The 13,414-nt window shown below is 37.4% G+C and carries 9 protein-coding genes; 5 read left to right on the top strand and 4 right to left on the bottom strand.

Going from position 1 to position 13,414, the window contains the following annotated elements:
• Positions 1-2: 2 nt before the first annotated feature.
• From AN34_RS19925 to AN34_RS19915, 3 genes are all read right to left on the bottom strand, one after another.
• Positions 3-2,630: a TonB-dependent receptor gene (locus AN34_RS19925; protein WP_051666750.1), complete on the bottom strand. Its 2,628-nt coding sequence runs from the start codon at positions 2,628-2,630 to the stop codon at positions 3-5.
• A 98-nt stretch (positions 2,631-2,728) separates the two neighbouring features.
• Entirely contained in the window at positions 2,729-3,673 is a 945-nt protein-coding gene (locus AN34_RS19920; protein ID WP_029288565.1) for a FecR family protein, read from the bottom strand.
• A 95-nt stretch (positions 3,674-3,768) separates the two neighbouring features.
• Positions 3,769-4,323, bottom strand: coding sequence for an RNA polymerase sigma-70 factor (locus tag AN34_RS19915; RefSeq protein WP_029288563.1), 555 nt, complete (start codon positions 4,321-4,323; stop codon positions 3,769-3,771).
• A 218-nt stretch (positions 4,324-4,541) separates the two neighbouring features.
• Between AN34_RS19915 and AN34_RS19910 the strand changes: the two genes are divergently transcribed.
• Genes AN34_RS19910 through AN34_RS19895 form a run of 4 tightly spaced genes read left to right on the top strand, consistent with a single transcriptional unit; the run spans position 4,542 to position 10,921 of the window.
• Positions 4,542-6,863 (top strand): TonB-dependent receptor, encoded by a 2,322-nt coding sequence (locus AN34_RS19910; protein ID WP_029288561.1) that lies wholly within the window; start codon positions 4,542-4,544, stop codon positions 6,861-6,863.
• A 32-nt stretch (positions 6,864-6,895) separates the two neighbouring features.
• Positions 6,896-7,888, top strand: a complete 993-nt coding sequence (locus tag AN34_RS19905; RefSeq protein ID WP_051666749.1) for a hypothetical protein — start codon at positions 6,896-6,898, stop codon at positions 7,886-7,888.
• The gene (locus tag AN34_RS19900; protein ID WP_029288557.1) at positions 7,881-9,650 is read left to right on the top strand and encodes an IucA/IucC family siderophore biosynthesis protein; all 1,770 of its coding nucleotides are present in this window, start codon (positions 7,881-7,883) and stop codon (positions 9,648-9,650) included. The genes AN34_RS19905 and AN34_RS19900 overlap by 8 nt, the downstream gene beginning before the upstream one ends.
• Complete coding sequence (locus tag AN34_RS19895) at positions 9,650-10,921, top strand: MFS transporter (RefSeq protein WP_051666748.1); 1,272 nt, start codon at positions 9,650-9,652, stop codon at positions 10,919-10,921. The genes AN34_RS19900 and AN34_RS19895 overlap by 1 nt, the downstream gene beginning before the upstream one ends.
• Positions 10,922-10,966: 45 nt before the next feature.
• Here the strand turns inward: AN34_RS19895 and AN34_RS19890 are convergent, their stop codons facing one another.
• On the bottom strand, positions 10,967-11,974 hold the full coding sequence (locus AN34_RS19890; RefSeq protein ID WP_051666747.1) for an AraC family transcriptional regulator: 1,008 nt from the start codon (positions 11,972-11,974) through the stop codon (positions 10,967-10,969).
• Positions 11,975-12,087: 113 nt separating this feature from the next.
• On the opposite strand from AN34_RS19890, the gene AN34_RS19885 reads away from it, so the two are divergent.
• Positions 12,088-12,798 (top strand): class I SAM-dependent methyltransferase, encoded by a 711-nt coding sequence (locus AN34_RS19885; RefSeq protein WP_082468474.1) that lies wholly within the window; start codon positions 12,088-12,090, stop codon positions 12,796-12,798.
• The last annotated feature ends 616 nt before the right edge of the window (positions 12,799-13,414 follow it).

Below are 13,414 nucleotides of genomic sequence, written 5' to 3'. Positions count from 1 at the left end.
GATTAATGAATGAAATAGCGAAACTTAAGGTTGAACGATCTACCTGGTTTTTGTTGTCTGAAGTTATCATAAGCCAGCACATCGCCCAGATTTCTGGATTCAAAGGAAATGTTATACTTCTTTTGTTTTAAAGAATAGGTAATACCAGCATTATGGAGCAATTGAGAAGGAATCACATTTCTGGATTGCGCACTTCCCCATGCCTCCCAGGTTAAAAAGAAGCTATGCAGATATTGGGTAGACCAATCGAATTGTATCCGTGTATCTTTACCCAGCCAGTCGTTTTTACCAAGAGAGAAATATAAATTACCAAATAACCAGGGCTGATTGGGAATCATATTGCCATAGGTTGCATACCTGGTTTGTGTACCATAAATGTATTCCTGGGTTTGTTCAGATCGCTGATAACTTGCATTGAGTGTTAACTCTATCAAATCACTGAATTTATATTGTGCTTCAGCCTCACCTCCTAAAATCCTTACTTTTCCTTCATTTAGGTATTGAGAACTGAAGCTTCCGGATGGAATAGAATAAATAAAATCTGTGGCATTCCGGTAAAAAGCAGAGAGATCAAACCGGTAATAATGTTGCTCGTGTGTGGCCGAAACATCCAAACCCAGATTAAGATTATGACTACTTTCTGGGCGGATGTTTAGATTGGCGATAATATTCACCCCATCACCCAAAACTTCTACCTGCTCGGGCAGCCGATAAGCATGTTCATACGATGCCCGGATGCCAATATGTTCACTTAGCGCATACCTGCTGGCCAAACCATACCCAAAATCGTTGTAATTTTTATGCTGTGCTGCCATTGGATTCCTGGCATCAATTGTTTCCGCAATACTCAGGTTAAAATGAAATAACTTGGCAAATGCCGTAGTATTTAGCCTGCCGTTAAAGGCTACATTTTTCCAGGCCATTCCTAAAACAGACTTTGATTGTCCGGCCTCTGCATAGGATTTAGCACTAAGTTCTTCATTGCTTTTGCGATTGGCATTACTAAAATTGTAATTTAAAGTAATGCTGTTAAGATCATTTACCTGATAAGCCAGGTTGAGCCTGCTTAATAAAAATGCATTTCTGAAATGTGTAATGGTTGTAGGAATGTTTGCGGCAAATTCACCATGATTGTTGTTGATACTAGACGGGCTTCCATCCCACCAAAAAGTACTTTTAGAAGTATCTGTAACAGCATAGTTATCAATTCCGTAGCTTAAAAAAGCCGAAGCATCAAGTCCATTCAGCAACAGGTTGCTCTTTTTGTACCGAAGCGATGGCATCATGTAATCTCCTCTTCTGTCAATCTTCCCATAAACCACATCTTGTGTAGCTCCTGTTTGATACTGCTTATAATGGTTATTATAGAGGAAACCCACCATAAATACATCTGCCCAGCTTTTATTAACATATCCCAATTCTCCCTGTACCATAGCCGAGCGATAACGATCGTGAAACCTTTTCACATTTCTTTCTTCAAAGCCACCAGCACCATCGGGCAATAAAATACTGGCATCGTACTTCGGATTGCTATACATCATATAATTATTATCCGAATAATTATAAAAGCCAGATAACTTCATGATAAAGCCTGTGGAATCATTTCTATATTGACTGCTTAAGGCACCACGATGCGTATTAAAAGACCCAACACTGTAACTCGCATCGATATAATTACCTGTCCCTTTTCCAGTAACCATATTAACGGCGCCGCCCAAAGCATCTGCACCTAACTCAACAGGCACCACGCCCTTATACACTTCAAGCTTACTGGCCAGGTTAACAGGAATATTATTAAAAGCCATTCCCACACCGTAGTTTTCCATCGGAATACCATCGATAAAGAAACGTACAGCCTTGCCGGAAAGCCCATTTAGGGAAAAATTAAAATTAGATCCCAATCCGCCCTGCTCCCTAATACGGATGCCGCTGGTGGCATTTAATAATTGATTTAAATCTCTGGTGGAGTTGTTAAACTTAGAGGCATCAAGCATGTTGGCATGATATCCCCGCTCCTGAAATTTTTGGGCTTCTGTTTTTCCTTTCACGATGACTTCATTTAATGCTTTATTATCAGGCAATAATATAATTTCCTGAAAGGCAGTTTGATTGGCTTTAAGTTCAAATGCCTTATTCTGTGTTGCATATCCCATGTATGACACCGTTAAAATATGATGGCCTTCGGGCAAAGTGACAACTAAAAAATTTCCCTTTTCATCCGTTTGAACCATCCTTCCTGCTACAACAAGTGTTGCAAATGGTACAGCTTCTCCACGCTCATTTTTTACCAGTCCTTTTAATATACCGCTGGCTTGTTCCTTCACAATAACATGATTCCCACTCATTCTAATGCTGATCCCTGACCGCATTTCCAATTCATGAAAAAGCTCAGTTATGGTATAGTTGGATTTACTCAGATTAATCGTTTGGTTAATGGTTCCTTTAGTCCGGGTGTAGATAAAGGTAAACTCAGTTTGTTTTTCTACCTGACTGAAGATTTCTTTTAAGCCCGCCGGTTTATTTGCGATGGAAATCTGCTGTGTTTGGGCATTAGCATCGAAAGATATTAATAAGAAGAAAAAGAAAATAGCATTGTAGGCTTGCCTTAAATGCTGGCAAATTTTATCCATATCCGGATGTTTATTTTATAAAATCTGTGAATAGAAATTGAATTTTACATTGATGATCATCGCAGCTGATTTCTAGCTATTGGATGAATCTGTTTGTGCTAATACACATTTATGGTTCGGTCGCCACTACTCTTAAATCGAAGATTTGAACTAAGCATAATGAGTTTCAAAGCTTCGGCTGCGTTTTCTGACTTTATTTTTCCTGTAAACAATAATTTATTGATATGAGGTTGCTTTACGACAAAGTTAAGGTCATATCTTTTTTCCAAAGCATCCAGTACCTCATCCATTGGCCGGTCTTCAAACCAAAGTGTTCCAGCCCGCCACGATAAATATTGATTTAGATTAACCTGATCAGGAGTTGAAATACCATTTGCATTGCTATATACTGCTCTTTGGCCTGGCAAAAGAATAACAGCATCTTTTCCTTTTTTGAAAGCGACTTTCCCTTCCTTTAAAATCACTGAGATTTTACTTCTAGATTTATTAATATTGAATTTAGTACCCAACACTTTCACTTCGGTACTATCAGTATGAACGATAAAGGGCTTCGCAGGATTTTTCTGCACTTCAAAAAAGGCTTCGCCTTCAAGCAATTGTATTTCTCTTGAAGCTCCAATAAATTCTTTGGGATAGATCAGTTTCGCGCCAGCATTCAGAATAACCCGACTACCATCAGCTAACATAAGTGTATCGATGTGAGCACTTTTTGCCTGCAAAGTAATCAGATTCGAGGAATTAGATTTTGAGCGGTAAGTCAGGTAAAATATAGCTGCAATAGCCATTACCATACATGCCGCAATAGCGGCACCAAATCCGCTATTAAATATGATGAATTTATTTTTATTGATGCGCCGCCCTGATTCTATCCGCGACCATAAAAAGGCTTCGGTTTCTTGATGCTCCGCTGCCGTGAAAGCTGATGCTTCGATCAAAGGTAAATCCTGTTGATCATTTAGCCATTTTTCTACCATTACAATTTCACTTTCACTACATTGGCCGGCAGCATACTTTTCTAATAATTTTGGGTCGATATACTCCATACAACTATATAATAGCGGCATTGAATGGATATGCTAGTCAAAAAATATTTTTTTTTGTAGAACAAACACAACAAACTGAATAACAGCATATTAAATTACCATTGATAGCCAATATTGCTAAGTTTCTTTTTGATAAAGTGAAGTGATTTGGAGATATGGTATTGTACAGTGTGTTCGGTAATATTACGTTTTGCTGCAATTTCACGGTAGCTTAAATGCTCAAAGCGATTAAGCATAAAAACCGTTTTGGATGGTTCTGGTAACTGAGCAATTACTTCATTTAGCCATGCCTGCGTATCTGCAGTTTCCATAATGGTATGAGGATTGGCATCTGCATGCTGTTCGCTTTTGGGTGTGAGGATTTTAATGTGTTTTTGCCGGGTGCTTTTATTACGCAAATAAGCAAATGATTGATAGCGTGCAGCTTTGCTTAAATAATGTTCCAGGTTACTATCTGTATCCAGATTCATCCGGTTTTTCCATAGATCAAGAAAGATCATTTGTGTCAGATCAGCCGCATCGTCCCTATCCGCTGTATAGTGATGGCAAATGGTGAAAACCCGCTCCCAAAAGCACTTAAATACAGCCTTGAATGTTTCCTCATCAAATGGCATTTCGAAAGCGATACCCTTATCAATTATTTTGAACATCTCGCCGTAAAAGTAATATTTATTTAGAATGATTAAAAATAAAAACTTTAAAAACGATGTTTTTGATTTCTGAAATGTGCCTGTTTATAGAATCCTCGACGTATGGCTGTAAATATTCAGCAAAAATTATTTTTGATCTATCAAAAATATTACACAACTTTGGCTACTATTTTTATTCAGTCTAAATAACTATAGTGTTTATTTAAGCTTAAATTGATATGAAAACCAAACTCGTACTTTTTTTAATGTTGATCTCAGTACTGATGGTTAAGGCACAAAAGCCAGCAACCATTACAGGAAAAATCACCACTACGGATGGGCATGCTGCCACCGGTATTACCGTAACTGTTTTAGGAAAGTCACTCGGGACTTTGACAGATGCAAGTGGTTATTATAAAATCAAAAATCTCCCTTTAGGAAATCAAATGATTCAACTTTCTGCTATAGGCATCCAAAGTCAGTCTAAAAATGTTGAGATAAAATATGGCGAAAACGTAAATGTGGATTTTGTAATCAGTGAAACCACAAAGGAACTGGAAGAAGTAGCGGTGAATGCACTGAGGGCGCACAAATATATTGATAAGGAAAGTGATCAGGTAGCCAGAATTCCATTGAAAAACCTGGAAAATCCACAAGTTTATACTGTTATTCCAAAAGAACTTATTAAAAATCAATTGTCTCTTAATAGTAAGGATGTAATTAATAATGCAGCCGGAGTGGTCGCTTATTACACCCCTATTGGTACAGTAAGTGCCTGGATAAGAGGATTCGACACTAGAAATGCCATCCGAAATGGCATGGTTACTCAATATCGGGCAGAATCTGATCCTATTAATATTGAGCGGATTGAAGTTATAAAAGGGCCGGCCGGAACACTGTTCGGTTCTAGTGCCATATCATTTGGTGGTTTAATTAATAAAATTACCAAAACTCCAAATCCTGTTACAGCAACTGAGGTAGCCGTTTTTACAGGCAGCAATGGCCTGATGCGAATTACTGCCGACGTTAACACTCCATTAAATGCATCAAAAACTTCCTTATTCAGGCTGAATGCAGCTTATCATGCAGAAGATAGCTTTCAGGATATTGGACGTTATAAAAGCATAAGTGCCGCACCAAGTTTTCTTTATAAAATTAACGACCGGCTTACTTTCCTGGTTGATGCTGAATTTGCAGCAGTAACCAGAACACAGCAACCCTATCCATCATTTGGACCTAATACCACCTTTAAAAATTTCAAAGATATTCCAATTGATTACAAGAAATACATAGGGGGTGATGATGTGGATTCTAAAACAACCATTTCAAATTTCTTTACCAAGGCAACTTACAAATTGTCTGATCAATGGGTTTCATCTACCAATTTAAATTTTAGTAATGGTTATGTAGATTATGCCAATCAGCTTTATCCGAGATGGCTCACAGATTCTACCATGACCAGGAATATCGGCATGTATAGTGCCCGTACACTATCTTTCATTCAATTTCAACAGAATTTTAATGGCGATTTTAAAATAGGTAAAATGCGTAACCGGGCAGTGATTGGTGCAGATTTTACCAGTACCATCACCCGGTTAAACTATGCTTATTTTAACTATGATACCATTAATGTAAATAAAAATTTCTCGCCATTATTTGCCCAGCGTGCCAATGCGCTGATGGCAGCGACTAAGCCAGGCTACTATCAGAACACGCAAACTAATTATAGTCTTTATGCTTCTGATGTTATTAATCTAACCGAGCGCCTTCTCGTGATGGCAAGTTTACGATTAGATCAGTTTGTAAATAAAGCCAGTATTGAATATAACCAGCCAGTAAAAGATGATTACCAGCAAACGGCCTTATCTCCTAAATTCGGAATGATTTATCAAATTGTAGATCAGAAAGTTTCTGTTTTTGGAAATTACATGAATGGTTTTTTAAATCAGGGCCCGGTTACCCAGCCTGATGGAAGTACGCTCAGACTAAAACCAAAGCAAGCCAATCAATGGGAAGGTGGAGTAAAAACAGATCTGTTAAATAAACATTTAGGTTTTACTTTAAGCTTTTACGACATCAAAGTTAATCATGCTACTTATACCGACATCAATAACTTCAGCCTGCAAGGTGGTACACAAAAAAGCAAAGGGTTTGAAGCAGAGCTGAATGCAGAGCCTTTTGACCATTTTTACATCCTATCCGGATATGCCAGAAACAGCAACAAATTTATATCAGGTGAGTCCTCACTGATCGGAAAAAAAGTTGCCGGTGCACCCGGTGAAGTTTTTAACCTTTGGATGAATTACCAATGTGTTAGCGGATTATTGAAAAATTTTGGTGGTGGCTTTGGAGGCAATTATGTAAGCGATGTATACTGGGATGCTGCAAATACCATTACCATACCTTCTTATACAGTGTTGAATGCAACTGTTAGTTATCACCAACCAACCTGGACTGCTTCCGTTAAAATGAATAACCTATCCAACCAAAAGTATTGGAACAGTGATGCACAACCACAAATGCTGAGACAAATTATTGGTTCTGTTGCTATGAAATTCTAAAAGATAAATCAAACCTCAATCTACCGATTAACATGCGATTTAAAAATATACATAGTGTTCTGATACAGGAAAGATGTAAAGAACAAGGCATCAGCTGTGAGCTGCTGGTGCCTGGAGATGAAGAAATTTTTGTGCTTCAAAAAGGAAACCGTAAAATTTTCATTAACCGCGGCGTTTCTCCAATCGTCAGCCATATGGCAGCTACCATTTCAGAAAACAAGTTGGCCACCAATACATTGCTTCAAAGCCACGGGATTCCTATCCCAGAGTTTATGTTTTGCGCTGATCTTCAGCACGATGCCAACTCCTTCCTGGAGAAACATAAACCTTTGGTAATTAAACCATTCGACACTAATAAAGGGGTTGAAATTCACATGAATGTTTCTAATACAGAAGAACTGGAACAGGCTTTTTTAAAGGTTAGACAAGTAAGTAGTCATGCCATTCTTCAGCGGCAGGCAGCAGGTAAAGATTACCGGATATTACTGATTGGAAATGAACTTGCTGGCGTATTATTAAACGAATGGGCTTATGTAACCGGCAATGGAAAAGATCAACTTGACCAGCTGATCGCAACTGAAAATAATAAAAGGGAAACCAAAGGCACAGCCGTTTATGATCGGAATTTTAAAATGCTTTCTCCGGTTCCCATGGAAGATGTAGCGCGGGCACTGGCGTTGCAGGGGCTAAACTTTCAATACATTCCCGAAGAAGGTGAAAAAATTTATATCAGCTATTGTGGAAATGGTTGGGCCGGTGCATTGGCCATTGATCAAACAGAAGATATTCATCCTGATAATCTTCAGCTTGCAAGGGAAATAGCGGAGATAACAGCCATTGATGTTATTGGCATCGACCTCAGATGTGAAGACATCTCGATATCATATCGCGAGTCTGCATTTGCCATAATCGAAGTAAACATCCGGCCCAGCATGGTCGATCATGAGTACCCAACTGAAGGAAAATCCAGACGGGTAGTTTCACAATACCTTGACTATTTATTTAAAAAAGCCCATCATGAATAACTCAGCACAACAATCATACTCCACTGTTTTGCCTCAAACTGAAACGACAGGTTACACTCAAGCTTATCAGGAAGTGATGCAAAGATTGCTCTATGCGCTAATTAATGAAAGTTCAGATCAGCGGCAGCGTATTTTAACCACCGTTAACGATCAGTTTAAAGTAAGACGGATTGTTCTTCCCTCCAATGGTGGAATTTTAACCTGCATAGAAACCAAGGAAAAGAATGTTACCATTTACTTATCCGTGGTATTACTTAGAAATGATGGTGATTTAACGGAGCTTGATGTGATGGCACTGTTGAACTGTATATTGGATTTATGGAAAACGGATGATGCCTGTAGCGAAAAAATCAGGGCAGAAATCGATAACTGCTTACATCATCTGGCTATGGCATTTGATCATGAAACAGAGCATAACGAAGAGATTAGCTACTATGTTAAAACACTGATTTCAGCAAAAAAAACTGCTCTTCAACAAAGGGAAACTTTACTATATTCAGAAATCATACCTTTTAAAGGCCATCCTATTCATGTTTGTGCTAAAACCAAAATGGGGTTTTCCAGGCAAGATGTGAGCGCTTACAGTCCGGAATTTTCGCCAAAGGTTAATTTACAACTCCTTGCTGTTCACCGGTCAAATCTGATATTTTCTAATGAAATAGATAGCTGGACGAAATACAGTGCAGAACTGTTATCATATCAACAAGCGGAGGATTACCTGATTATGCCGGTTCATCCCTGGCAGTATGAACATGTGATTTCTAAAACCTATCAAGCACATATCAATAGTGGAGCTTTATTTAAACTTGAAGATGAAACTATAGAAGTTTTGCCAACCCTATCCATGAGAACAGCATTTTTACCATCAACTCCAGGTCAGCCATTCTATCATATTAAGGTTCCCATCAACATTCAGGCAACCAGTGTAAAAAGATCCTTAACCCTACGTGATTTATATAATGGTATTGAATTTAGTAAACTAATTACGGATATGGCCCAGAAGATTCCTTCTATCGTCAATAAAAAAGGGAGAATGATCAGCGATGTGTGTGCGGCGCATTTTAAAATGGAGGGAGAAACAAATCCTGGCTTGTCTTTTCTTCTAAGAAATGATCCTATTAATTATTGTTTACCTGGAGAAACGGTGGTGGTTGCAGGAGCTTTAACACACGCTACTAAATTACATCCAATCCCACTACTTTGTCAGTTTATCGATCAGTCTAAATTATCGATTGAAGCTTACCTTGACCAGCTGATTGAGACACTCTTACTTATGCCTTTGGAAGTATTTCTTTATGAAGGTATTGCACTGGATCTTCACGGACAAAACACCCTGATTGTTTTTGATGAATCTCACCAGGTATGTGCACTCGCTTACCGGGATCTTGGCAGTGTACAAGTGGTTAATACTGCCCCGTCATTTAGTGAAAAGAAACACCTTTTTTATGGAGAAGCATCAACTTTTATGAATTACAAAGATACTGTTAGCGAATTGATGCATACACTTTTCAATAACCTGATCGGTGGAATTGTTAGTTGTACGGCCAGTGCTTATACAATACCTGAACAACAGATTTGGGGAAAAGTCAAAGAGACAAGTATGCGGATTATTCAATGCTGCAAAGTGCCAGAGCAGGAAAAAAATGACTTTTGTAAACTGCTTTTTAGTCCTACACTAATGATAAAACCTTTGTTGAGCATGCGCATTGCCGAAAAAACGCTATACCAGGCCATTCCCAATCCAATGTTTAATATTAGCTGATGGCCCTATTTTTAAAGCAAAAAAAAGAAAACAACCTGGCAGATCAAGATCTGCCAGGTACGTTTTACCCTAAATTTTTGATCTGTTCATTCGTTGGTGCATTGGGTGATTATATGACACTGTCTGCGTTGGGGTGGTATATTGTAGATTCAGTTGGATCTGCAGAAGTACTGGGCTGGGTATTTTTTGCGAGAACTGTTCCCCGATTTTTCATGAGTTTTGTTGGTGGTTATTTTGCTGACCGAATGGATCGTAAAAAGCTGATTATTGGTGTGTATTCCGGGTTAATGATTACTACAGGTTTGCAAATATTAGTCATCTGGAACCTATCTGGTTTACACTGGATTTATATTGTAGCAGTTGTTTTTTTAAGGAATGTTTTTGACAGTGCAGAGCCTAGCATCAGAAATGCGCTACTGCCAGATATTGTTAAAAAAGAAAACATTGCAAAGGCTGTTGGTTTTTATGCTTCCAGTTTAAACCTGGCAGCCATTTTTGCTCCGGTTTTAGCCGGATACTTGCTATCAGTCGTGTCCATCACGCCATTACTAATTGCAGATTTTTGCTTACAGATACCCTCTTTTCTAATCCTATTTTTACTTCCTGCCATACCCATTCACAAAGATGACACCAGTAAGGAGCTTGCAAGTAAAGGCTACATTTTTGCAATTTCTTACATCAGGCAATCTCCTGTTTTGCGCAATAGCTTGATATTGAGTGTTACGCTCATGTTTTTTCTTTTCCCATTTGGTGCAATGCTTCCGCTAATGGTAAAAAATGTATTGCATTTGAATGCAAAATCATTTGGATTAATTAGCGCAACCGAAGCCTTTGGTGCGGTACTTGGCGGACTATTGCTGAAGTATATCACCCAAGATCAATTACTTAAACTATGGCCATGGATGGGTATGCTTTCTTGCTTCTTTTTATTTTTATTGGGCTTTGCGAATACTTTGTTAGCGGTTTTTTTAACCCTTTTTGTCCTGGGCTTAATGAGTCAGTTATTTAGAAGTACAGGCCGCAGCATCTTTCAGCTCAACACCCCATCAGAAATCAGAGGAAAAGTAATGTCAGTACTGATTTCAGATAGTGGTATCGTTTCTCTAGGGATTTTATTTTTTACACTAATTGCAGGTAAACTATCTGTGGGATATGTTTATAGTTTAATGGGTTGCGTAGGGTTTATATGCTGTTTAGCTAGCCACATGCTATTGCTTAAAGGCAACAGCAAACCCCATATAGATGCAAAACGAACCATTAAACATAAATGATGTTGAGGATATTGTTTAAGATTTCACAAAAACAATCAAATTTCTCTACAAATTTTTTACCATACCTGGTGAAACCGAAAACTTATTCTTAAACGCATTACTAAAATGCTGAACAGAGGAATAGCCCATCTGAAAAGCAACAGATTTTATGGGTATACCCTGAAGAAGAAGCATTTTGGAATGGTTTAATTTGTGGTCACTTAAATAACCAAATACGCTTTTATCGAACATATTTCTAAAACCTTGTTTAAGCTTAAATTCATTAATACCACATACCTTTGCCAATTCAGCAACAGATGGTGGTTGGTGAATATTTGCTATCAAGTAATCTCTTGCGTGTAAAATGCAATCTTTATCGTAGGCAGATGGTAAAGCTACACAATGATTATTAATTGCCTTTTCAAAGGACTCTGCCTGGAGCACCAGCAATTCTGTACATTTAGACTCAATATACAAGAGTTTTAATCTACCTGTATAGGTACAATTGAGAATATCCTGAATGCAGCTTTGCATGGCCCAGGTAATCGGCAAGTCTTGCTCTGCAACCTGTGTATAATGCCCAATATCCAGGTGATCAGCTAAAACCTGAAGTGCCTTATTGGAGTTTTCTGCCAGTTGCAAAAACTTTTCCTTCGCAAAATGTACTTCAAAAAATCGGTAATTCTGCTGTGTATTATATTCTCCTGTACCATCTAGTTCAGGCATATAAATTATATTTTGCTGGTTTGAACTAAAGTGATACCGCTGTTGGTTTACTTTATTGTATATTATTCCATTTCCAGATAGGGTAAAACGCAACTTCACCATGTCTGGAACATCATTTGCAGGACTAAAATATAGTTGCTGTTGTTTAAATAAAATATCTCCGTAAACGATATAAAGATCTGGAGTGGTTATTTGAAATAATTCAGCATCACTGAATGAAAAATGGTATTGGTCTTTACTTTCCTTAATAAATTGTTTCTGATCTGGAAACTGCTCAAAACTTCCACCAACATTTTTCCAGGTCCCATAATCTTTTCCAACATTAATACCCATAGTAACAATGATCATGAAAAAAAAGGAATTTTGACGAAACGATTATTAAAATTTACATTTCCTGTAAAAAAAAATCCTTTTTGTGTAAATCCCTTCACCAGTCATTATTCACCTTTGCCGAACGATTAATGCTAAAAGTTAACACTAATAGATTTTTAGAGAAAAGGATACAAAGCAATATGGATAAATCAATCGAATATAAAAAAACAAGTAAACAAAGGCAGGACTTTAAATACGATAATAAAAGAAAGAAAAATCTTGAAATCCAACATCAGAATCAAAATATCATCTCCCAAACTATAGCAGAACTAAAGCTGACAAACCATTCTTTTATCTTGGAAATTGAATGTAACAACAGCAGACATTTACCTTTTCTTTTTCAGCAAGCTAAAGGCATTGGCTATTATGGTGTTAGCTTTTCAGATAAACCGATGGATGAAATTCCTTTAGTACAGGCTTTAAAAATAAATGAAGGCCATGCTGAATTCATTAATATTAAAGAAGGTGAAAAATTAAATTTTGAAAGTGATTTTTTTGATTGCTGTTTTACTGCTAATACTATCTATTATTGGAGTGATCCGTTAAGCACCTTTAAAGAGATTTATCGCACATTGCGTCTAGGTGGAACATTTAACCTGTCTTTTATCGAACAAAAATTTGGAAAAGATCTTCCCTGGACGCAGACTGACTTTACTTTTTACACGCTGAACCAAATAAAAACGATGTACAGGATAGCGGGTTTCGGAGATCTTGAAGTGATACAAATGACAGAAGAGGTAATGACTAAAGACGGACAGCACATGGTTAGACCCTTTATCTATATCAGCGGAAGAAAATAGATATTTTTCTTATTAATGCAATCAATTAAAGTTCGCTAACCCAACTTACCAAATTTCAAAAGGTTTGAGTACCAGAAGAACTTCGTCAGTTTACCAACCCGACTTACTAAGTTTTGGTGGCTTGTGTGCAGGAAGAATTTCGTAAGTCCAAATGCAGAATGTGGCAGCTTGCTAATCACCTTATTTCTAAAATGGCGAAGTTTCGCCCCCACTCCCGCCCTTTAAAACTTCGCCAGTTTACCAACCCGACTTACGATGTTTCGGTGGGACGGAGTGTCGCAAGAACTTCGTAAAGTTAAATGCTGAATCTGAAAGTAAGGCTAATCCACGAAGTTTTACAAATCATATATTTAATACCAACCTACAGATACTTGTAGTACAATTAAAATAAAATTATTACAAGTAACCATACATAAAATAAAGGTCAAAATACTTTTATTTAAATATTTTTTTTATGCTATTAAAAAAGATCATTAATTGCAATAAAAAAATAATCTTCAATCAAGTCGTAATTTTTTTCTTAAATTATAAATTCACGCTGATTTGCTCTTAAATCGTTCGATAATAAAGCTTTTTTATTAAAGGTAAATACCTTTTGTAGCGCATCAAAACCAGT

The organism is Pedobacter sp. R20-19, from assembly GCF_000708265.2.
Taxonomy (GTDB): Bacteria; Bacteroidota; Bacteroidia; order Sphingobacteriales; family Sphingobacteriaceae; genus Pedobacter.
The sequence above is the reverse complement of the archived record's forward strand: the minus strand, read 5'-3'. Positions and strand labels throughout refer to the sequence as shown.

Bases quoted from the DNA above. Each gene is read 5' to 3' on its own strand.
- AN34_RS19905 (WP_051666749.1), top strand. From the start codon at position 6,896: ATGCGATTTAAAAATATACATAGTGTTCTGATACAGGAAAGATGTAAA.
- AN34_RS19910 (WP_029288561.1), top strand. From the start codon at position 4,542: ATGAAAACCAAACTCGTACTTTTTTTAATGTTGATCTCAGTACTGATG.
- AN34_RS19915 (WP_029288563.1), bottom strand. From the start codon at position 4,323: ATGTTCAAAATAATTGATAAGGGTATCGCTTTCGAAATGCCATTTGAT.
- AN34_RS19920 (WP_029288565.1), bottom strand. From the start codon at position 3,673: ATGGAGTATATCGACCCAAAATTATTAGAAAAGTATGCTGCCGGCCAA.
- AN34_RS19885 (WP_082468474.1), top strand. From the start codon at position 12,088: ATGCTAAAAGTTAACACTAATAGATTTTTAGAGAAAAGGATACAAAGC.
- AN34_RS19925 (WP_051666750.1), bottom strand. From the start codon at position 2,630: ATGGATAAAATTTGCCAGCATTTAAGGCAAGCCTACAATGCTATTTTC.
- AN34_RS19900 (WP_029288557.1), top strand. From the start codon at position 7,881: ATGAATAACTCAGCACAACAATCATACTCCACTGTTTTGCCTCAAACT.
- AN34_RS19895 (WP_051666748.1), top strand. From the start codon at position 9,650: ATGGCCCTATTTTTAAAGCAAAAAAAAGAAAACAACCTGGCAGATCAA.
- AN34_RS19890 (WP_051666747.1), bottom strand. From the start codon at position 11,974: ATGATCATTGTTACTATGGGTATTAATGTTGGAAAAGATTATGGGACC.